Here is a 22,316-nt window from a genome sequence, read left to right as displayed (position 1 = left end):
GCCGCAGACTGCCGATGCGCTATCTGCTGCCCCTGCTCTTCCTCGTCGCCCTCTTCGCGATGCTGATGCTGCGCGGGTACGTCCACAACGAGATACTCGCCGACCACCGCATCCGCCCGGACGCGTCCACCGACACGGTGCCCGAGCGCATCCTGGACGGCGGACCGGTCATCGACGCGCGGGGCACGGGCAAGCCCACCAGCCTCGACATCCCCAAGCACAAACTGGTGCTCACCTTCGACGACGGCCCGGACCCCACCTGGACCCCGAAGGTGCTCGACCAGCTGAAGAAGTACCACGCACACGGCGTCTTCTTCGTCACCGGCGCCAACGCCGCCCGCTACCCCGATCTGGTCAAGCGGATGGTCGACGAGGGCCATGAGGTCGGCCTGCACACCTTCAACCACCCCGACCTCTCCTACCAGTCGCACGCCCGCATCGACTGGGAGCTCGCGCAGAACCAGCTGGCCCTCGAAGGCGCCGCCGGCATCCGCACCTCCCTCTTCCGGCCGCCGTACTCGTCGTTCGCGGACGCGATCGACGACCAGAACTGGCCGGTGATCAAGTACGTGGGAAGCCGCGGGTACATCACCGCGCTCGACTCCACGGACAGCGAGGACTGGCAGCGCCCCGGCATCAAGACGATCATCAAGAACGCCACGCCCAAGCACGGCAAGGGCGCCATCGTCCTGATGCACGACTCCGGCGGCGACCGCTCGCAGACCGTGGCCGCGCTCGACACCTTCCTGCCCCAGCTCCAGGGCAAGGGCTACACGTTCGTGAACCTGACCGAGGCCCTGAACGCGCCGAGCGCGCACACCCCGGTCACCGGCATCGACCTGTGGAAGGGCAAGGCGTTCGTCTTCGCCGTCCAGGTCTCCGAGAACACCACCGACGTCCTGGTGGGCGGGCTCGCCGTGATCGGCGTGCTGGTCTTCGCCCGGTTCGGCCTGATGCTGATCCTGTCGTTCCTGCACGCGCGCAAGGTGCGGGCGCGCGGATTCCGCTGGGGCCCCGAGGTCACCGAGCCGGTCTCGGTGATCGTCCCCGCGTACAACGAGCGCGAGTGCATCGCCAACACCGTGCGCTCGCTGATGGCCAGCGACCACCCCATCGAGGTGATCGTCGTCGACGACGGCTCCACCGACGGCACCGCGGACATCGTCGAGGCGATGTGGCTGGCGAACGTCCGGGTGGTCCGCCAGGTCAACGGCGGCAAGCCGTCGGCGCTCAACAACGGCATCAGGAACGCCCGTTACGACATCGTCGTGATGATGGACGGCGACACCGTCTTTGAGCCGTCGACCGTACGCGAGCTGGTGCAGCCGTTCGGCGACCCCAAGGTCGGCGCGGTCGCGGGCAACGCCAAGGTGGGCAACCGCGACTCGCTCATCGGTGCCTGGCAGCACATCGAGTACGTCATGGGCTTCAACCTGGACCGCCGGATGTACGACGTGCTGGGCTGCATGCCGACCATCCCGGGCGCGGTCGGCGCCTTCCGCCGCACCGCCCTGGAGCGGGTCGGCGGCATCAGCGAGGACACCCTCGCCGAGGACACCGACGTCACCATGGCGATGCACCGCGACGGCTGGCGCGTCGTGTACGCGGAGAACGCGCGCGCCTGGACCGAGGCGCCGGAGTCCGTACAGCAGCTCTGGTCGCAGCGCTACCGCTGGTCGTACGGCACCATGCAGGCGATCTGGAAGCACCGCCGCGCGGTCTTCGAGCGCGGCCCCTCGGGCCGCTTCGGCCGCGTCGGCCTGCCCCTGGTCTCCCTCTTCATGGTCCTGGCCCCGCTCCTCGCCCCCCTGATCGACGTGTTCCTCCTGTACGGCCTGGTCTTCGGCCCGACCCAGAAGACCGTGGTGGCCTGGCTGGGCGTCCTGGTGATCCAACTGGTCTGCGCGGCCTACGCGTTCCGCCTGGACCGAGAACGCCTCACCCACCTGGTGTCGCTCCCGCTCCAGCAGGTCCTCTACCGCCAGCTGATGTACGTGGTGCTCCTCCAGTCCTGGATCACCGCCCTCACCGGGGGCCGACTGCGGTGGCAGAAGCTGCGGCGCACGGGGGTTGTGGAGGCGCCGGGGGGGATTCCGACGCAGCGCAACAGCAAGGAGAACGTCGACCGGAGGCCCGTCGCATGACCACCACCGAGCCCGCGGGCGCCTGGCCGCAGCCCGGACCGTACGGCACCAACGAGCAGGGAGCGGACTCCCGCTATCTGTCTCCGCCGGCGGCCCTGCGGCACAAGCCCGAAGCGCCCGCACCGAGCAAGCCCGGCCGCGACCGCTACTTCGACCTGCTCAGGGCGCTTGCCCTGTTCCGTGTCGTCCTCTACCACCTCATGAGCTGGTCCTGGCTGCCGCTGGCCTTCCCGTCCATGGGCGTCATGTTCGCGCTCGCCGGCAACCTCATGGGGCGTTCGCTCAAGCGCCCGGCCCCCCAGGTGATCCGCAGCCGGATGCGGCGCCTGCTGCCGCCGATGTGGCTGCTGGGTGCGATCGGTGTCACCGGCATGGTCGCCCAGGGCTGGGGGCCCGACGCGGACGGGCACCCGGGGTGGTGGTGGACGCATCTGCTGTTCTGGATTGTCCCGCTGAGCGATCCCCCGTACGCGTCCGACCTCGCCGGCGTCCACGGTTTCCTGGACGGTTCCTGGGCGGGCAACGTCGCCGAGCCGCTCTGGTACCTGCGCGCCTACCTCTGGTATGTCCTGCTGTCGCCGCTGATCCTGCACTACCTGCGGAAGGTGCCGTGGACGACGATCCTTGCGCCGCTGGTGCTCTCGGCGGTCATGACCTTTGGCAGCTTCGACCTTCCGGAGCGGATCGACTCCGCGATCACCGACTTCTCCACGTTCGGCGCCTGCTGGGTGCTGGGCATGGCTCATCAGCAGGGCGTCCTGAGCCGCGTTCCGCGGTACATCGTCCCGGCGGTGGCCCCGTTCATCCTCAGCATCGGCCTCTGGTGGGCCATGCGGAACGACTTCGGGGGCGAGAACGAGCTGGACGGGATCCCGCTCGCCCAGGCCCTCTGGTCGTTCGGCGCCGTGCTGCTGCTCCTCCACTTCAGCCCTTCGTGGTCCGAGTGGCCGCCGCGGCTGCGCCGTTGGGACCGGCTGATCACCCTGCTCAACTCGCGCGCGGTGACGGTCTACCTCTGGCACAACGTGTGCATCCTCGCCGCGGCGACGATGTGGGACCAGCTGTGGGGCCTCGGCTCCCTGGGCGAGAGCGTGCCGTGGCTGCTTGACAGCGCCTGGCCGGTGCTCGCCTTCACCTGGGTACTGATCGGCCTGTGCGTCCTGAGCTTCGGCTGGGTCGAGGACGTGGCCGCCAAGCGCAGCCCGAGACTGTGGCCGGACGGCAGGTCCGCAGGGGGGAAGCGCTGAGCGCGTGAGGAAAACGAGGAGGGGCCCCGGACGGTGTGTCCGGGGCCCCTCCTCTGCGTTCAGCCGATGGCGAGCTTCGACTGCCAGCCGCTGTTGATCTGGATCCCGGCGGTCGGCATGGTGGTGCGGCCACCGGAGTAGAAGCGGACGGTTCCGTCGGCCTTGACCACCCAGACGTCGGGGATGCCGTCTCCGTCGGCGTCAGGGGTGCCGTAGAGGAGCCGGATGTTGCTCCGCCCCCAACTGGAGGCGCCGTAGACGCCGTCGGAGCCGTTGGCGGAGCCCGCGGCACTGGCCAGCGACTTCAGATCGACCCCGCCGGTGGCGGCCTTCTTGCCGACGCGCAGCGCGAGTTGCCCGGCGCTGTCGCTGCGGTAGATCAGATCGGCGGTGCCGTCGCCCGTGACGTCCTGGACGGTGACGATGTCGCGGCTGCTCCAAGCGTCCGGTGACAACTGGACCGCCTGGTCGACGGTAGCGCCGTTGTAGCCGACCAGGGCCCAGAAGGCGTCACCGACCCGCAGGAAGAAGTCCGGCTTGCCGTCACCGGTGGCGTCCCCGGCGGAGACGATCTGGGTGATGGAGGCCGGGCTGGGCGCGTTCGACGGCAGCAGGATCTCCTGGCGCTTGTCGACGTTGACGGCGCCGTACCCGTCGCCGGGATAGACCCACAGCTTGCCTTCGCGGACGGCGACGAGGTCCTGGAGACCGTCGCCTCCATAGACGTCACCGAGGTGCGCGATGAGCGTGTTCTTCCAGTAGCCGCTCGGGGCCGCGGTGTAGATCGGCCTGCCGTCGCCACCGGTGGGGTCCTTGTCGGGGTTGCCTCGGTAGCCGCCGGACATGGAGTAGCCGAGGCCACCGGTGCCCTTGGACAGGTCCGCCAGGGCCTGGGAAGGGTAGGTGCGCAGGTCACCGTCGCCGCTGACGACCATGAGGTCGGGGAGTTTGTCACCAGTGAGGTCACCGGGGGCGTCGGCGGAGTCCCGTGGGGTCACGTAGAAGAGGTACTTGCGGGGTTCGGACCTGTTGTTCGCCGCATCCACGGCCCGTACGTACAGGACGACCGGGCCTGCCATGGGCGGCTTGGCGTTCGCGACGGTGGTCAGCGCTCCGGTCCTGGTGACCGAGAAGTTGTACGAGCCGCCGTTGTAGCTGTACTCGAACTTCGCGACGTCTGCCTGAGCCGTCCGGAAGGTGAATGTGCCGGGTTTGCCGAACGGTTGGGTGCTCCAGAGGGAGTCCTCGGGGTCGTTCCAGAAGCCGTTGTCACTCTGGTCGGCGTCGGGGAAGTCGGTCGAGGTGACGATGGGTGGGCTCGGCCGCTGGTTGTCAAAGACGAACCGGCAGGGGATGTCGCCGCCAGGGGAGTATCTGGTCGACGTGGCGCCGTACTTGTCTACGGCGATGACGCGCCACGAGTACGTGCCCCCGCTCTGCAGTCCGCTCGTCGAGAACGGGTCGGTGTGCACCCTCGCGGACGACGTCTGACTGCCGACGGAGACGTTGCCCTTGTTTCCCAGGAGGTTGTTGTTGGTGGGGCTGGTGCCCGCTCGCCACAGCTGGAAGCGGAGCGAGGCCAGGTTGTCGTCCCTGTCCTTGGCGCCGGCCCAGAAAGTCAGCTGAGAGGCACCGACGTTGACGTACGGGGCGGTGGTGTCGCAGCTGAGATCCGGGTCGAGGTCGAGCCCGGTCGGGGGCTCGGGGCGCCGGTTGTAAGAGAGGTCGACGTACGGGTCGTTGCCGCCGTCCGCCTGGATCTTCTTCCAGGCGTACTGGGAGTCCTCCGTCGCGGCGCGTATGCCGATGGTCATGGTGCCCCAGCCCCTGCTGACAGCACGCTGTGCCGTGCCCGTGATTTTGAAGGCCTCGTACGCGTCCGGGCAGGAACCGGACTTCCAGCCGTGAGCGAAGGACCGGCTGGCCAGCTTGTTGCCGCTGGTCATCTTCGGGGCGTTGTTCCAAGTCGTCTTGGAGTTGATCTCACCGGTGAGATAGATGTCCATCCGTCGCGCGTCGCACGACCAGGAGTAGGTCTCCAGGATGCGCAGCGTCGCGTCGGAGACGATGGCGTCCTTGAGGTCGGAGTCCCAGCCGATGGTGAAGAAGGAACGGGAGGTTCCCCAGGTGTCGGACTCGAAGCCCACCCGCGCCTCATGCGTGCCGCCCTTGTTGAAGTTCCGGCCGTTGTAGAAGTTGGCGTTCGGGTGCCGGTCGTAGGCCGTGGTCCAGTCGTTGGTGTGCTTCTTGACCGAAGGGTCGATGAAGACCGGATACACGGTGGAGGAGTCGTTGAGGAACTCCTGATCTGCGGTCAGGATCCAGTTGGAACCCTGGAGATCGACGTCGGCAAGTGCACCGTGGGATTCGGGCTGCGGTCCGGCGAGGGCGGGCAGGCCGAGGGTCGCGTCCGGTCCGGTCCGGGTGGGCTCGGGCGACGCCTCCGGCGGGATCGGAGGAGGCGTGAGGTTGGGCCGGACGACCGAAGGGTCGGGCGCGTCGTCCGACGGCCCGGGCAGCACCTCCTTCCAGGTGTCGCCCCGGTCGGTGTCGTCAGTGGCGCTGGACGGCTCGGGCGAGGCCGTGGGCGTCTCGCCGCCGCTCGTCGAACCGTCGGGTGTGTCCGTCGGTGTCGGCTCGGGCGGTGGGGGTGAGCTCGTTCCCCCGCCACCGCCGTCGGTGGTGGCGGTGACGCCGGCGCTGTCCCACATGAGCGGGGTGGGCGACTCCGCGATGTCGCCGCCGCCGCTGTCCTTCGCGGTGAGGATGCGTGTGGTGGGGTCCAGCACGAAGTTGAGATCGGGGGAGGAGAGCCCGTACGCGAGTCGGGCCACCTGCGGATTGGCCGCGGCTTGCCGGTTCTTCACCACCAGGAGCTGGGCGAACCCGCCGTCGTCGGCTGTGAGGACCAGGTCCGCGCCCGGCAGGATCTCCGGGTAGAGCGCACGCGAGCCGTCGATCACCGGCTGGGGGATCGGCCCCGGCCAGGTCAGCACGATGTCGTGGCCACCGGTCGACAGGGTGACGAGGGCGTTGCCGGTCGCGGTGGTGGCGTTGGGCGCGGCGGGTGCGAGCAGGGGAACTCGGCGGGCCTGGTCACGCGAGGCGTGCTCGGTCCCGCTGCCGGAGGCGCCGGCGGAGAAGGTCATCCGCACGTTCGTCGCTTTGGGGGACCAGCCGTTGTTGACCTTGATCAAAGTGGGGTCGATCGCCTTCCATTCGCCACCCACTTTGGCTCGGATTGGACTTGTGTGGATGCGCCGTTGGAGCATTCCGTCCGGGCGGGCCCAGGTGGTCGAATACGCGGTACGCAGTGCCGCTGCCTCCACCGCCTTTCCGGTCCGCTTCGCCCTGGCCGCAGCCCCGGCCTCGTCCAGTGGTGCGGCGTTTTCGGTGGACCGCGGCTTCTTGTGGCTGCTCCCGGAATCATTCAGGCCGATATAGGTCACGCCCGAACCCACCACAACGGCCGCTGCTATGGCGGCTGTTGCTTTGCGTCCGGGCATGCGGCGCGCTCTGCTCGTCATGCGCGAGGTTCCCTTCCCCCCTCGTGCCGGCGTCGCGACGGACTGCCGACCGGGCACTTCCTGTCGTCACGCCCTGCCGCTTCTGTGCGCGAGACGTGAAGATGCGACCAGATCATTGCTCAAGAGGGGGGCGTCGTCACGCCCAATCTGTCACCCCTTGCACTCGGTGACTCACCTTCGGCAGCTGTGCGGTTGCTGTGCGCGCGAAAGTCGAACCAGGTCCTCCGAACGGAAATGACCCCATCCATTGCTCGCTTTTCGTTGCTGACCGGTGCATATCCATGAGTGGATTAGTGACAGTTGATCCCGAACAGACTGAGCTATCTGTTCTCCGCCGATCAGTATCTATTCCTGCTCTCCTGGGCGGCATGTCGTGCTCCCTGCCCCGATGGTTTAGTTGAGGCGATACGCGGCGTGGCTATTTTCACTGATCACGTAAATGCCTGGCTTTCTTCACAGGCGGCGCACAGAATCAGCGCGTTCTGAAGCGGCATCACCTGCGTTCCTTTCAGGTGCCGCCCGTTGACGTCCGGGGGGACCTCACCGTGTTTGTCATGCCGCCGTCCGCACGCAGTCGGCGCCGCCGGGCATCCGTGCTTTCAGCCGTCTGCACGGCCCTGGCGATCGCCCTGCTGCCCACGCCCGCGCTGGCGCAACCCCCGGACCCGGCCAACGACGAGGCACCGCGTCATGATCAGAGCCTGGCCCTGGAGAACCTCCGCCAGGAGCAGCTGATCAAGGGCGGCACCCTGGATCCGAAGCTCGACCGCATCGACGTCGAGCCTCCGGCGAACACCACGGACGCACCCACGGGCACCACCACGCCCCCCGCCGCGGGCACCGCTTCGGTCACCTTCTCTTCCACCGCGCAGCAGACGGCCTTCCGGGCGGGATCCGCCGCCGCGACACCTGCCGGTCTCGAACCTGTGGGCACGCTCCCGGTGAAACTCGGCCAGGCTCCGGGAGCCGCCGTGCCCACGGGCACGTGGCAGGTGGGCGTGTCCGCGCGTACGGCCGTCGAGTCCGATGGCGTGGACGGCGCGATCGTCACCGTGACGGCTCCGGCAGGCGCCTCCGTCCCGGTCTCCGTGCAGCTCGACTACAAGACGTACGAGAACCTCTACGGCGCCGACTGGGCCTCCCGGCTGCACTTCGTGCAGTTTCCCGAGTGCTACCTGACCACGCCCGACGTGGAGGAGTGCTGGGCCTACCAGGACCTGGAGACGGCCAACGACTCCGGCGGCAAGACGATCACCGCGACCGTCGACACCGCCGCCGACGGCACGGTGACCCCGGCCGCTGCTCCCCGGGTTGCGGCCCCCTCCGGCGTGATGCAGGCGGCATACGTCCAGCCAGTCGCCGCGGGCGGTGACAAGGCGGTTGTCGGCGCGGTCGACTCCGGCGCGGGCAACGGCGGTTCGTTCAAGGCCACCCCGCTCGCCGGCGACGGCAAGTGGGCGGCCGGAAACGCGTCCGGCGCCTTCAGCTGGTCGTACCCCGTGACCGTGCCGCCCGCCCCCGCGGGCCCGGCCCCGAAGATCTCCTTCGAGTACTCGTCCCAGACCGTCGACGGCAAGACGTCCACTACGTCGCCGCAGGCTTCGTGGATCGGTGAGGGCTGGACGTACGAGCCCGGCCACATCGAGCGCCGCTACCGAGCCTGCCAGGACGACCGCAAGGACACCGACGCCGGAGCGCCCAACAACAAGGACAAGAAGTACAAGACGTCCGACCTGTGCTGGGTCTCGTACAACGCGGTCATGTCGCTCGGCGGCCGGACGACCGAGCTGGTGCGGGTCGGCAACACGGACATCTACCGCCCGCAGAACGACGACGGCACCCGCGTCGAGCTCAAGTCCGGCGGCGACAACGGGGACAACAACGGCGAGTACTGGGTGGTCACCACCGCCGACGGCACCCAGTACTTCTACGGCCTCAACAAGGTGGGCGGCAGCCACGCCGACACCAACTCCGTCTTCACCGTCCCGGTCTACGGCAACCATCCCGGCGAGCCCTGCTACGCCACCGCGTTCGCCGACTCCCGCTGTGCCGAGGGCACGACGAAGAAGCAGCAGGCCTGGCACTGGGGCCTGGACAAGGTCGTTGACGTCCACGGCAACGCGATGATCGTCAACTGGGCCCAGGAGACGAACTACTACGCCCCCAACAAGAAGTTCAAGTCGCCCGAGAAGTACATCCGCGGCGGCTACCCGACGAGCGTCGAGTACGGGCTGCGCACCGGCTCGCTCACCACGCCCTCGGCCCGCGTCGTCTTCAACACCAAGGAGCGCTGCCTGGCCGGCGCGACCGCCTGCGACGAGGCCAAGTTCAACAATACGGCGGACCCAGCCTCGTACCGCCCCTGGTGGGACGTCCCCGGCAACCTGAACTGCAAGTCCGACTCCAAGCTCTGCCCGGCCTTCCCCTCGTTCTGGACCCGCAAGCGCCTGGAGTCGGTCACAACCGAGGGCGCCCGCCCGGGTGTCACGGGTCTGGCCAAGGTCGACACGTACAACCTTGAGCAGAGCTTCCCGCGCGACTGGTACGACACCTCGCCGGGTCTGTGGCTCACCAAGATCACCCGCCGTGGGTACGCCCCCGGCGACAGCACCGGCACGCTCATGTCCAGCGCGGGCGTCAGCTTCGGCCCGTACGTCGTGGGCAGCGACCACCCCCTGCGCAGCTACCTCAAGGACAAGCAGCTCCCCAACCTGGTCCCCAAGTCGTCCAGTGACCCCCGGCCGGGCTTCACGCGCCCGCGTATCGGCACGGTCGCCACGGAGCACGGCGCCGATATCGAGGTCCGGTACAAGGGCGGCTGCCGCACCGAGCCGTCGGTCGACCAGGACAAGAACACCGGCACTTGCTACCCGGTGCGGTGGTCGCCGGATGGCGAGGAGGAGAAGCCCGCACTCTCCTGGTTCAACAAGTACCTCGTGGACTCGGTCACCGAGACCGACCGGATCACCGGCGTCTCCGACCGCATCACGACCAACTACTCCTACTCGGGCGCGGCCTGGGGCAAGAGCGACGACGAGTTCACCAAGCCCGACCTGCGCACATACAGCGAGTGGCGGGGCTTCCAGCAGGTGGCCACGACCAAGGGCAGCAAGAACACGCCGACCGCCGGCAACCCGCAAACCCAGTCGTATTCGGTCAGCCGCTACTTCCGTGGCGCGGGCGGTGCGGTCAAGGACTCCACGGGTGCGGTGATGCTGATCGCCGACGACCAGCCCCAGTACGGAGGCATGACAGCCGAGTCGATCACGTACGACGGGAGCGGCGGCCGGGTGCTCAAGCGCACCCTCAGCTTCCCCTGGTCCAAGCAGACGGCTTCGCGGGACCGGGACGGCGGAGCGGGAGCCCTGCTCGCTCACCGCACCGGAGTGGAGCGCTCGGACGCGATCCAGACGGTCGACAACAGCTGGCAGGCCGTCCGCACCACGACCAAGGTCGACGACGACCACGGTCTGCCCATCGAGGTCCAGACCGCTGTGGTTCAGCCCAACGGGACCGGCGGCGAGACGCTCAGCGACTACACCTGCGCCAAGACGGACTACGTCCACAACGAGTCCACGAATCTCATCGGGCTCCCCAAGCAGATCCGCTCGACGAGCACGTCGTGTGCCGACTACGCCAACGCGGATGTGGCGACGCAGCTCACGGGAGCCGCCCGGACGTCGTACGACGGGCTGGGCTACGGCGAGACCCCCGCCAAGGGGCTCGCCACCACGATCACGGAGACCAATGGCGCGGGCAGCGCCTTCGGCCCTGCGGTGACGATGACGTACGACCCGCTCGGTCGCGTCCGCACGGTGAAGAAGCCGCTGGTCGGGACCACCGAGACCCAGTACACGCCCGGTGATGCGGGTGGACCCGTCACTTCGACAAAGATCATCAACCCCAAGGGTTTCGCGACCACCACGACGCTCGACCCCGGCCGTGCGCTCCCCCTGACCGTCACCGACGCCAACGGCCGTGTGGCACGCAGCGAGTACGACGCGCTCGGCCGCCTCGTCAAGGGCTGGACTCCGGTGCGCTCCTCGGGCACCCAGACGCCCGACGTCAAGATCACCTACCAGATGGCGGTGGCGACGGACACGACGACCAAGCCCACCGCCGTCACCGTCGAGAACGTCAAGGACGACGGCACCTACGCCAAGCAGGTCACCGTCTACGACGGCCTGATGCGCGCCGTGCAGACGCAGAGCGAGGCGCACGGGCCCGGCCGGATCATCGCGGACACCCGCTACGACGACCACGGCCTCATCCGGGAGCAGACGAACCCCTACCTGGCGGCCGGGGACCCGCAGTCCGCCCAGTTCAAACGCGCCTCGGACAGCCTGGTGCCGAGCATGACGCGTACGACGTACGACGGCTTGGAGCGCCCTGTCCGGGCGTCCACGCTCTTCAGCGGCAAGTCCGTCTACGCGGCGACCACCAGCTACCAGGACACCAGCACGTTCGCGGTTCCGGCGGGTGGCGCGGCCCCAGCGATCAAGACTTTCACTGACGCGCGCGGCCGGGTGACGGCGATCCAGCACTTCACCAACCCGCAGTCCACGGAGTACCGCCAGACCAGCTACGAGTACGACGCCCGGGGCAACCGCTCGAAGGTCACCGACCCGGCGGGCAACGCTTGGACGTACACCTATGACGCCCGCAAGCGTCTGATCGCCTCGACCGACCCGGACACGGGCGAGACGACGTCCGGCTACGACGACGCGGACCGCTTGGTCAGCGTGACCGACTCCCGGGGCAGCACGTACACGTCGTACGACGAGCTGAGTCGGATCGTCGCGGTCCGCGAAGGCTCGACGACGGCCCCGCCGGTGAAGGAGTTTTCCTTCGACACCCTGCCGGGTGCACTGGGCCAGCCCGTCGAGTCGATCCGCCACGACAAGAGTGGCGACTACATCAACCGGGTCACCGGCTACGACACCGGCTATCGCCCGACCGGCAAGGAGACGGTCGTCCCGGCCAACGCCATGACGACGGGTGTGTCCGGCACGTACAAGTACGCCTACGAGTACACGCCGACCGGCAAACCGCTGACGGTGACGCTGCCGGCGGTGGGTGGTCTGGCCGCAGAGAAGGTCGTCACGCGTTACAACAGCGACGGCCTGGCGGAGTCGACGTCGGGGCAGAGCTGGTACACGACGGACGTCACGTACTCCCCGTACGGCGAGCCGCTGCGCGTGGTGAGCGGCCCCCAGCCGTATCGGGTCTGGACGACGAACTTCGTAGACGAGCACACGGGCCGCCTCCAGCGCACGGTCACGGACCGCGAGACGACCAACTCGCACAGAATCAACAGCAGTTTCTACTCCTACGACGTCGCGGGCAACGTCACGTCCAACGCCCGCCAGCTCACGGACGCGGGCACGTCCGTCTGGGACAACCAGTGCTTCACGTATGACGCGATGGGGCAGCTGGCCCACGCCTGGACGTCCAACATCACCCCGGGCACCACGTCGGTGGGCTGCAAGTCCGACAGCGGCCAGCAGTGGGGATACAACGGGGACGGCACGGCGTCGGGCGGCCCGATCGCCAACGCGGCCGACGCTGTTTCCGACAAGAACACCCCGGACGCGGCGCTCACCGCTTCGCTGAAGGCGGCTGCCCCGGCGGCGGGTTCGGTCGCGGGCGGGGCGACGGGCTACTGGGACAGCTACACCTTCGACGTCCTCGGCAACCGCGCGACGCAGGTGAAGCACGACCCGGCGGACGCGACGAAGGACGTGTCCTTCCGGTATGGCTACGGCACGACGATCACGGGCAACGGAACCAGCCCGAGCACCCTGATCCAGCCCCACGTGCTGACGGACGTCACCTCGACTCCGTCAGGCAGTGGCAGCGCGTACGAGTACGACCGCACGGGCAACACCACGGTCCGCGACCTGGCCGACGTCACCCAGCGCTTCACCTGGACCCAGGATCGCAAGGTCGACACGGCGACGGTCGACGGCGTCAAGACGCAGTACGTCTACGACGCCGAGGGCAACCGCGTCCTGGAGAACTCACCGGCGGGCAGCGTGCTGTACCTGGGCGAGACGGAGCTGACTACGGCGGCGGGGAAGATCACGCGGGCGAGTCGCTCTTACGGCCAGGTCGGGGCGCCGACGGTGGTTCGGTCGACGACGGATGGCGCGACGTCGGGTCACAAGCTGAGCGTTCTGGTGAGCGACCAGCTGGGGACGGCATCGACTTCGGTGGAGGAGTCGCCGGGGCAGCCGATCACGCGGCGGGCTTTCAAGCCGTATGGGGAGGTGCGGGGGGCGAAGCCGGGGGCTTGGCCGAACAAGCGGAGCTATTTGGGCGTCGGGGTCGACGACACGGCGACGGGGCTTACGCATCTGGGGGCTCGGGAGTACGACCAAGCCAACGGTCGCTTCCTCTCGGCGGACCCGATCATCATCGACTCGGATCCCGTGCAGATGAACGGGTACGCGTACAGCGGGAACAACCCGGTCACGACGAGCGACCCTTCCGGTCTGTGCCGGGCTGACCAGTGCGGTGTTGGTACGCCGAAGGGGGATGGCAGCGGCGACATCATCACTGATGGCCCCATAGACCCTGATAGGCCAGGGGCGGGGTCGTGCCATAAGGGCAGTTGCAAAAAAACGAAGATTGGCGCCGAAAGTGGCGCCCTGAAGGTTGATGGAAAGCGTCACGAGATATTTCCGGGCGTTTGGGTTCCGAACAACTGGAAGAACGAAGACCAGTTCACGAGGCTCTTCTACCGCTATTACCTGGACGCCAATCGATACCCACAGAAGGATGACTACCTGGTCGAACGCGACAATCCTGACGCTCAGGCGCAGCTGCGGCACTGGGTGCGCCTCGTATGCAATGTCATGGACTGCGCCAAGGGAATGGTCCTCAATTCCACCGGCAGGGGTGGATTCCTCTTCGCTGGTGGCGAGATGGGTGCCGGAGCAAGGTCCATTGGCGGCGGGTTCTCGGGGCAGAGAATCAAGGGGGGATCCAGCTCTTCGGCGCCCAGTCCCTGCAAGTGCTTCCTTGCGGGCACCAAGGTGCTCATGGGTGATGGTCGCGACAAGAGCATCGAGTCGGTAAAAATCGGCGACGAGGTCGTTGCGACTGACCCGGTTACAGGTAAGACCGGCAAGCGTAGAGTGACGCGACTGATCGTCACTGACAGCGATAAGTACTTCAATGAGCTCACCATTTCCACGAAGGATGGACCGAAGAAGCTCACCGCAACTCATGAGCATCCTTTCTGGTCCGAATCCGCCCATGCGTGGGTAGCGGCGGGACGTATTGAGCCGGGCACTAAACTGCGTACCCCTGACGGCAAAGCGGTGACGGTCACTTCCAATAGGGGGCATGCAGATCATGCTCGCACCTACAACCTAACCGTGGACGGCCTTCACACGTACTATGTGCTAGCAGGGGTAACCCCGGTCCTTGTTCATAATTCCACGCTGTGCGATCCGGATCTGGATGCCCTTTCGCAAAGTGGGACGCGTCCGGCTAAGGGGAATCGAACCCATGCGGGGCGTGAGTATCAGAAGCACATGAATCGTGGGGATCTTCCTGTAGTGCCAGGTAAGGAGTTGGATTCAACCGGTCAGGATCTCCTCGATGATATCCTGACCAACCCAGGAACCGTTACGTCGCCGGTTAACTCTGGGAACTTTTCCGGTGGAACGCGCTACATCATGCCGGACTCGGCTGGTGGGCGAGGAATCGGGGCGACGTTCGACTCTCGCGGCCAGTTCCAGTACTTCGGGCGGTATTAGTTATGTTGATAATTCGGCCATGGGCTGCGCGGGCGCATGATGGCGCCGACCTTGCTACCCTGCAGGCCGCTATTGTGGGAGAAGCTGTGGAGGCGGTCCACTATGTGGTGCCGCAGGGTGACGGCTGGCCTGAAGGGCACAGGGCGGATCGTGCCCACGAAGTCGACATGGCTGTTCAACTGGTTATGGCCAGCGGGGCTGCGTTGGTTCTGTCCTGGTCTATGAATGGCGTCGATGAGGGATTGGAAATTCAACTCAGGACTTCCGGTGAGCCAGACGCTCAATTGCCGGGGGATGTGATCGATGTGAGTTCTCATGTCGATTGGGGGAGATTCCTCGGTGAGTCAATTGTGAGTGTCAGCCCAGCCTGGCACATTCCTAATGAGGGTTCCAGTGAAATGCCTTGGGCGTTCCGTTTTGAATTCTTCAATAGGTCGAGTTTGGTAGTTGCGCTAGGTGAGGCCGAAGGGGCCGGATTCACGTATATGCCCGATGCTCTAGTCGTGATCTTCGACAAGAATCTTGCGGTCGGTTACCAGATTCCGGCGAGTGCTACTTCTTCGTACGGATAGGCATGGGCTTCGCCAGGACCACCTCGCGACCGGGTAATGTTTCAGATCCTGAACTGCCCAAGGTGTGGATCACAGGGAAGACCTTTCTGTTGTGTTGCCGGGCCGCACCTGGCACACGTACAGGGCGGCCACACGGCGGTGAGCTCCGGTAAGGCGAGCCCGGTGATCCGGATTGCGCGTCGGGGGCCCCAGGTGCGGCCGCCGTCCTGCGATACCCGAAGGGTCAGTGCGGCGCGCGGCTCCCGCCGGTCGGGCGCGGTCATGCCTGGCCCTCGGATCGGTCCCAACGGATGCCCGAGTACTCGTGGAGGTGTGGTCCGTTGTGGCCGCCCTTTATGGTGCAGTTGCGGGCGGGATTTCCGGGCATCGGCTCCCAGCACAGGCCAAGCCCGACCGGTTTGGCCCTCTGCCGACCAGGGAGTTGTTCTGCGGCGTGGCTCGCCGTGTTCGCCGGTGGATTGAACATGGGGACAGTGCAGCGCGGCATGCCGGCGCTCCTCGTCAGCGGTGACCCACGCCCCGACCGCTCACGCAGTCGCGGGGCTCCCGTCCGTTCATGCTGCTGCGACGCCAAGCCCGCGAGTTTCACAGCTCGTGAAACACCGTCACGTCACGCCGAGCCAAGCCGCGAACCCCGACAGTGACTCCTTCGTGCGGCGCTCTTCCTGTAACAAGGTCAGGAACGTCTCGCGCACCTGCGGGTGGTTGCGGGTCTGTTCCGGGGCTGCCCTCCGCGCCGCCCGCAGAGCGGCAAACGCCTGCTCCCGGTTTCCGTGGTCCAGCCACCCCTTCGCCGCGTCCATGTACCAGTGGCCCGCCCGCACGGGAGCCACCGTGGCAGGCAACCGAACCTCGCGGGTCAGGCGGGCGACCTCCAGGCCGTCGTGTAGTTCCACCGCCGCCCCGAGCCGGTGCATCGCCACATTCGTGGGGCCGAATTCGAGGCCGTAGTGGTTGGCGTCGCGGCCGAGACAGCGGGCTGCGTCCGCCGCCGCGTCCAGGTGCGCGTGGGTGCCACCCGCGTTCCCCGCCCTCGCCGCGAACATTGCTGAGCGCAGGTGCACCGCGCCATGCACGCTCAGCCCCGGCGCGTCCATGCGCGCGATGTCCTCGCCCAAGTCGTGGCGTACGCGGTCCAGAAGCCGCAGCCCACGGTCGTACGCTGCCGCCTGGAAGAACAGCGTGGCCCGCTGCCACTGCGTCCGGCCGACGCGCAGCGGGTCGGCGGACTCCCGTGCCGCCCACTGGACGCGATCCATCGCCTGGGAGCGCAGGTCGAACAGGCCCACGGTGTACGCGATCGCCGTCACCCCCGAGTACGCCTCGGCCAGGAGCCCGAACAGGCGCTCGCGCTCGGTCCCGTCCGCCGCGTGGCAGGCGCTCGACAACTCGTCGAGGAGCGGTGGAAGCATCCGGCCAAGGGTGGCGTACCGGCCCGCCCGGCCGAGCGCGGAGGCGCGGGCCACATCGGCCGCCAACTCGGGACGGGAGCGGACCGGCACGTCCTCCTGTGGCAGGTCCCACGACAGCATGGCCGTCTGGATGTCCGGGACCATCGCGTGCACCCGGCCGCGCTGTGGATCTTCGTACGGCTGCCCGGTAAGCTGGTCCAGGCGGACGCCGAGCGCGCGGGCGGCACCGGCGGTGAGCGATGGGGTGGCCGGTTTGTGGCCCCGCTCAACCTGGGCGATCAGGGACTTCGAGCACGGGATGCGCTGGGCGAGCTGGAGTTGGGTGAGGCCACGAGCCTTGCGCGCTCTGGCGATGCGCCGCCCGATACGGTCCGGGGTGCTGTCGTCGGCGTACGGCATCCTGAAACCCTTCGGATCTCGATACACCGACGTTACTCCTGGCTGCCGCTCGAAGGCTGCGGATCAGCCCCGGCCCTCGGCGGGCGGGCCATGCCCAGGCGTCAGCCCGTGCCCCCTCCTCGCTGTGCGACTGCGGACACCCCCTGTTCCGCCACGCACACCTCCCCGTGAAGAGTTGCCGCCGCAGCAGCGGGGGCGGGCCTCACCGCACCATCTCTTCCCCCGTGAACACAAGGTTGCCCGGCGGTCACGCGGCGGCACGGGGGTGAAACCCGGCCTCCCTACCGTCGGTGTCCGGAAACAGTCATCAAGCAGTCGCAGTCATCAGAGACCGGCCCCGTGCGCCGCACCACCGCGCTACGAACCGTCGACCAGGGAGGCGTCAATGAACGGCCGTTGGATCGAAGTGTGGGATCCGGAAGACGAGGTCTTCTGGGAGCGGACCGGGGAGCGGGTCGCCCGGCGGAACCTGTGGTTCTCCGTGTTCTCCGAGCACATCGGGTTCTCCATCTGGACCATGTGGTCGGTGATGGTCCTCTTCATGGGGCCCGCCTACCACGTCGACCCCGCCGGGAAGTTCTTCCTGATATCGACCGCCACCGCGGTCGGGGCGCTCGTGCGGATCCCGTACACCTTCGCGGTCGCCAAGTTCGGTGGCCGGAACTGGACCATCTTCAGCGCCTTGTCGCTGCTCGTCCCGACCGCCGCCGCGTACGTCGTGATGGAGCCCGGGACCTCGTACTCCACCTTCATGCTCGTCGCCGCCCTCGCCGGCATCGGCGGCGGGAACTTCGCCTCCTCCATGACCAACATCAACTCCTTCTTCCCCTTGCGGAAGAAGGGGTGGGCTCTGGGACTCAATGCCGGTGGGGGCAACATCGGGGTGCCCGTCGTGCAGCTCATCGGGCTGCTGGTGATCGGGACCGCCGGGGCCACTCATCCCCGCATCGTGCTCGGCGTGTACGTGCCGCTCATCGTCGCCGCCGCCATCGGCGCCGCGCTGAAGATGGACAATCTGGCGCCGGTGAAGAACGACACGGGGGCTGCTCTCGAAGCCGTGCGCGATCGGCATACGTGGATCATGTCGCTGCTGTACGTCGGGACCTTCGGGTCGTTCATCGGATACAGCTTCGCCTTCGGGCTCGTACTCCAGACCCAGTTCGGGCGCACCCCGCTGCAGGCCGCCTCGCTCACCTTCATCGGGCCGCTGCTCGGCTCGCTGATCAGGCCCGTGGGCGGGGCGCTCGCCGACCGGGTCGGGGGTGCGCGGATCACGCTGTGGACGTTCGCAGCGATGTCCGCCGCGACCGGGGTCGTGATCTTTGCGTCCGTACAGAAGTCGCTCGGCGTCTTCCTCGTCGGATTCATCTCGCTCTTCGTGCTCAGCGGGCTCGGCAACGGCTCCACGTACAAGATGATCCCGGCGATCTTCCAGGCCACCGCCGTGTCCAAGGGGATGGAGGGGGAGACCGCGGCCGCTTACGGGCGGCGGCTCTCCGGGGCCGCGATGGGGCTGATCGGCGCCGTCGGCGCGCTCGGCGGGCTCGCGATCAACCTCGCCTTCCGCCAGTCGTTCATGACCAATGGCACCGGAACCGCCGCCTTCGTCTCCTTCCTCGCTTTCTACGCGCTCTGTTTCACGGCCACTTGGGCGGTGTACCTTCGCCGTCCGGCGGCCGCGGCCGCACCCTCCGAACCCGTATACGCCGAGGTCTGACGAGGTCTAATAGGACACAGGGAGCGCGTCGCGGCCGTCCTCGCCGTAACACCGGGGACACGCGCGCGAACCGGGCCTGTCACGCGGGGTTGACAGGCTCGGTGCGAACCGCCGCACCACCCCGGTTGGAGAGCCATGGTCGACACACAGCACGGACCCCTCGCCGGGTTCACGGTCGGAGTCACCGCCGCCCGCCGCGCCGAAGAGCTGGGGGCGCTCCTTCAGCGGCGCGGCGGCGCGGTGGTGCACGGGCCCGCCCTGCGGATCGTGTCGCTCGCCAACGACAGCGAGCTGCTCTCGGCCACGAAGGAGCTGATCGACGAGCCGCCGCACATCGTCATCGCCACCACGGCGATCGGCTTCCGCGGCTGGGTGGAGGCCGCCGACGGCTGGGGGCTCGGCGAGGCGCTGCTCGCCCGGCTCGGCGCCACCGAACTGCTCGCGCGGGGGCCGAAGGCGAAGGGCGCGATACGGGCGGCCGGGCTCACCGAGGAGTGGTCGCCGTCGTCCGACTCGATGGCCGAGGTCCTGGACCGGCTCCTGGAGCAGGGCGTCGAGGGCCGCCGGATCGCCGTCCAGCTGCACGGCGAACCGCTGCCCGGCTTCGTGGAGGCGCTGCGGGCCGGCGGCGCCCAGGTCGTCGGGGTGCCCGTCTACCGGTGGCTGCCGCCCGAGGACCTCGGTCCGCTCGACCGGCTGCTCGACCTCACCGTGGCGCGCGGACTCGACGCGCTCACCTTCACCAGCGCGCCCGCCGCCGCGTCCCTGTTCTCCCGGGCCGAGGAGCGCGGGCTGCTCACCGAGCTGCTTGGCGCGCTCGACCGCGATGTGCTGGCCGCCTGCGTCGGGCCGGTCACCGCGCTGCCGCTGCAGGCGCGCGGGATCAAGACGGTGGCGCCCGAGCGGTTCCGGCTCGGGCCGCTGGTCCAGCTGCTCTGCTGCGAACTGCCCGCCCGGGCGAGGGCGCTGCCGATCGCCGGGCGCCGGGTGGAGATCCGCGGCCACGCGGTCCTGGTCGACGGCGAGCTGCGGCCCGTCCCGCCCGCCGGGATGTCGCTGCTTCGCACCCTCGCCGCCCGCCCCGGCTGGGTGGTCTCCCGCGCCGACCTGCTGCGGGCCCTGCCGGGCTCGGGCACGGACGAGCACGCGGTGGAGACCGCGATGACCCGGCTGCGTACCGCCCTGGGCGCCCCCAAGCTCATCCAGACCGTGGTCAAGCGCGGCTACCGGCTGGCTCTCGACCCGGGGTCGGACGCGAAGTACGGGGATGACTGAGGAGGGGACGGCCGAGGGCGCCGGTCCCGGCTGCGGGCCGCTCCCGCCGCGCCCGGCAGGAGGGCTTCCGGCGCCGCCCCCGGGCGGGCACTCTGGGGGTACGGCACTCACCGGTAACCCCCAAGGCGGTGGCGCATGTTGCGGTTCGACTCCGGGCGGATCTGTCTGGATCTGGTGGCGACCGGGGCGTACGACAGCGATCAACTGGACAGCGCGGGGCGGCTCGGGCAGTGGCTCGTCGGTGCCGGGCTCGTGCCGGTCGGCACCCCGCTTGCGGGGGCCGACGGCGCGTGGCTGGTCCGGTTCGCCGAACTGCGCGACTACATCGGGCAGTTGGTCCACGCCGAGCTCGGCGGCCGGGGCGGGGCGGCGGCCGCGGCCCTGGAGCGGGTCAATGCCCTGGCCGCCGCCGCACCCCCGGGCGTACGTGCGATCCGGGGCGCCGACGGACGGCTGGTGCGCACCCTCAGCGGCGCCCCCGACTGCACCGCGCTGCTCGCCGTGGTCGCCCGGGACGCGGTGGAGCTGCTCACCGACCCGCAGGACCGGTCCCGGCTGCGCCAGTGCGAGGGCGACAACTGCTTCCGGCTGTACTTGGACACCTCGCGCGGACGGCGGCGCCGCTGGTGCTCCAGCGAGGTGTGCGGCAACCGGGAGCGGGTGGCGCGCCACCGGCGGCGCACCGCGGCCGCCGCCTTGTGAAGACCGTGCGGGCACTCCGTAAACAAAAATCTCGCGCTGATTTGAATGGTTCAGGACAACCGCCCGTATGGAGGGATGAGCCGGTACGCGATCCGCGCGCCGGCAGGGTCTCGACCGGGAGGTTCTGGTGCGCAAGGATGCCGCCGTGGCCGATGACCGTCCGCAAGGCGCCCGGCACCGCTCCGTTCCCGACGAGGAGCTGATGCGGGCGCTCTATCGCGAGCACGCGGGACCGCTGCTCGCGTATGTGCTCCGTCTCGTCGCCGGCGACCGCCAGCGGGCCGAGGACGTCGTGCAGGAGACGCTCATCCGTGCCTGGAAGAACGCCGGTCAGCTCAACAGAGCGACCGGTTCGGTCCGCCCCTGGCTGGTGACGGTCGCACGGCGCATCGTCATCGACGGCCACCGCAGCCGGCAGGCCCGGCCGCAGGAGGTCGATCCGTCGCCGCTGGAGGTCATGCCCGCGGAGGACGAGATCGACAAGGCGCTGTGGCTGATGACGCTCTCGGACGCGCTCGACGACCTGACGCCCGCACATCGCGAGGCGCTGGTCGAGACGTACTTCAAAGGACGTACGGTCAATGAAGCGGCCGAGGCGCTGGGCGTGCCGAGCGGGACCGTCAGGTCCCGCGTCTTCTACGCCCTGCGCTCCATGAAACTCGCGTTGGAGGAACGGGGGGTGACGGCATGACCACGCCGGAGTACCAGTCCGAACACGAGGCGGTCGCGGCGTACGCGCTCGGCATCCTCGACGACGCCGAGGCCACCGCCTTCGAGGCGCACCTGGCGGGCTGTGACCTGTGCGCGGCCGAGCTCGACCAGCTCGGCGGCATGGAGTCGCTCCTCTCCACCCTCAAGGAGTTCCCCGGCCCCGCCGACCGCCCGCTGCGCCCGGCCCCGCCGAGCATGAGCGAGCGGCTCATCGACGAGGTGGCGGCGCAGCGCGCCAGGCGCAGGCGGCGCACCACGTACCTGGTGGCGGCCGCCGCCGCGCTGATCATCGGCGGTCCGGCGATCGCCGTGGTGGCCACCTCCGACGACTCCGGCGGCCCTGTGGCGAGCCAGCCCGCAGAGCCGCACCCGACCAGCCCCGCCGAGGACGCCTTCTTCAACCACATGACCCAGAAGGTGGCGGCGACCGACGCGACGACCGGCGTCAGCGCGACCGTCGGCACCGAGAAGAAGGGCTGGGGCACCCACACCGTTCTGCAGCTGAAGAACGTGAAGGGCCCGCTGAAGTGCAGCCTCATCGCGATCGGCAAGGACGGCGCGCAGGAGACGGTGACCACCTGGGCGGTGCCCAAGTGGGGGTACGGGATCAAGGACAGCCCGCGCAAGGAGTCGGAGTACCCGCTGTACGTGCACGGCGGTACCGCCATGAACCGGGACCAGATTGACCATTTCGAGGTCCGGACCCTCGACGGCAAGGCCCTGGTGGACGTCCCGGCCTGACCGGCAGGTGATCTCCGCCCGATCACCGGCCGGTCACCGCCTGACAGACCGGCCCCCTTCGCGTACGGTTGACGGCTGCCCAATGCACGTCAGAAGGGGGCCC

Annotated in this window: 11 protein-coding genes; 9 read left to right on the top strand and 2 right to left on the bottom strand. The window is 68.5% G+C overall.

Features of this window, described 5'->3' with window-relative positions; genetic code table 11:
• Positions 1-14 precede the first annotated feature (14 nt).
• Both OG965_RS17445 and OG965_RS17440 read left to right on the top strand, forming a co-directional pair.
• Entirely contained in the window at positions 15-2,144 is a 2,130-nt protein-coding gene (locus tag OG965_RS17445; protein ID WP_371656965.1) for a bifunctional polysaccharide deacetylase/glycosyltransferase family 2 protein, read from the top strand.
• Complete coding sequence (locus tag OG965_RS17440; protein ID WP_371652997.1) at positions 2,141-3,391, top strand: acyltransferase; 1,251 nt, start codon at positions 2,141-2,143, stop codon at positions 3,389-3,391. The genes OG965_RS17445 and OG965_RS17440 overlap by 4 nt, the downstream gene beginning before the upstream one ends.
• A gap of 59 nt (positions 3,392-3,450) precedes the next feature.
• Here the strand turns inward: OG965_RS17440 and OG965_RS17435 are convergent, their stop codons facing one another.
• Positions 3,451-6,621, bottom strand: a complete 3,171-nt coding sequence (locus OG965_RS17435; RefSeq protein WP_371652996.1) for an FG-GAP-like repeat-containing protein — start codon at positions 6,619-6,621, stop codon at positions 3,451-3,453.
• An 851-nt stretch (positions 6,622-7,472) separates the two neighbouring features.
• On the opposite strand from OG965_RS17435, the gene OG965_RS17430 reads away from it, so the two are divergent.
• Both OG965_RS17430 and OG965_RS17425 read left to right on the top strand, forming a co-directional pair.
• A complete protein-coding gene (locus OG965_RS17430) occupies positions 7,473-14,684 on the top strand; it encodes a polymorphic toxin-type HINT domain-containing protein (protein ID WP_371652995.1) in 7,212 nt (2,403 codons plus the stop codon).
• 74 nt (positions 14,685-14,758) lie between these two features.
• A complete protein-coding gene (locus OG965_RS17425; RefSeq protein WP_371652994.1) occupies positions 14,759-15,256 on the top strand; it encodes a hypothetical protein in 498 nt (165 codons plus the stop codon).
• Between the two features lie 605 nt (positions 15,257-15,861).
• Here OG965_RS17425 and OG965_RS17420 read toward each other — a convergent pair.
• Entirely contained in the window at positions 15,862-17,067 is a 1,206-nt protein-coding gene (locus OG965_RS17420) for a helix-turn-helix domain-containing protein (RefSeq protein WP_371652993.1), read from the bottom strand.
• A gap of 385 nt (positions 17,068-17,452) precedes the next feature.
• Between OG965_RS17420 and OG965_RS17415 the strand changes: the two genes are divergently transcribed.
• The 5 genes from OG965_RS17415 to OG965_RS17395 all read left to right on the top strand — a co-directional run bounded on the left by OG965_RS17415 (position 17,453) and on the right by OG965_RS17395 (position 22,213).
• The gene (locus tag OG965_RS17415; protein WP_371652992.1) at positions 17,453-18,784 is read left to right on the top strand and encodes a nitrate/nitrite transporter; all 1,332 of its coding nucleotides are present in this window, start codon (positions 17,453-17,455) and stop codon (positions 18,782-18,784) included.
• 135 nt (positions 18,785-18,919) lie between these two features.
• Positions 18,920-20,059, top strand: a complete 1,140-nt coding sequence (locus OG965_RS17410; RefSeq protein WP_371652991.1) for a uroporphyrinogen-III synthase — start codon at positions 18,920-18,922, stop codon at positions 20,057-20,059.
• A 135-nt stretch (positions 20,060-20,194) separates the two neighbouring features.
• Positions 20,195-20,761 (top strand): ABATE domain-containing protein, encoded by a 567-nt coding sequence (locus OG965_RS17405; protein ID WP_371652990.1) that lies wholly within the window; start codon positions 20,195-20,197, stop codon positions 20,759-20,761.
• Between the two features lie 127 nt (positions 20,762-20,888).
• Entirely contained in the window at positions 20,889-21,452 is a 564-nt protein-coding gene (locus tag OG965_RS17400) for a sigma-70 family RNA polymerase sigma factor (RefSeq protein ID WP_266980145.1), read from the top strand.
• Entirely contained in the window at positions 21,449-22,213 is a 765-nt protein-coding gene (locus OG965_RS17395; RefSeq protein WP_371652989.1) for an anti-sigma factor, read from the top strand. The genes OG965_RS17400 and OG965_RS17395 overlap by 4 nt, the downstream gene beginning before the upstream one ends.
• Positions 22,214-22,316: the final 103 nt, after the last annotated feature.

This window comes from Streptomyces sp. NBC_00224 (assembly GCF_041435195.1).
Classification (GTDB): domain Bacteria; phylum Actinomycetota; class Actinomycetes; order Streptomycetales; family Streptomycetaceae; genus Streptomyces.
Note: the sequence above shows the minus strand (reverse complement) of the source record. Positions and strands in the feature narration are given on the sequence as shown.

Coding starts and splice junctions, on each gene's coding strand:
- OG965_RS17445 (WP_371656965.1), top strand. CDS start 15: ATGCGCTATCTGCTGCCCCTGCTCTTCCTCGTCGCCCTCTTCGCGATG.
- OG965_RS17440 (WP_371652997.1), top strand. CDS start 2,141: ATGACCACCACCGAGCCCGCGGGCGCCTGGCCGCAGCCCGGACCGTAC.
- OG965_RS17430 (WP_371652995.1), top strand. CDS start 7,473: ATGCCGCCGTCCGCACGCAGTCGGCGCCGCCGGGCATCCGTGCTTTCA.
- OG965_RS17420 (WP_371652993.1), bottom strand. CDS start 17,067: ATGCCGTACGCCGACGACAGCACCCCGGACCGTATCGGGCGGCGCATC.
- OG965_RS17415 (WP_371652992.1), top strand. CDS start 17,453: ATGAACGGCCGTTGGATCGAAGTGTGGGATCCGGAAGACGAGGTCTTC.
- OG965_RS17410 (WP_371652991.1), top strand. CDS start 18,920: ATGGTCGACACACAGCACGGACCCCTCGCCGGGTTCACGGTCGGAGTC.
- OG965_RS17405 (WP_371652990.1), top strand. CDS start 20,195: ATGTTGCGGTTCGACTCCGGGCGGATCTGTCTGGATCTGGTGGCGACC.
- OG965_RS17395 (WP_371652989.1), top strand. CDS start 21,449: ATGACCACGCCGGAGTACCAGTCCGAACACGAGGCGGTCGCGGCGTAC.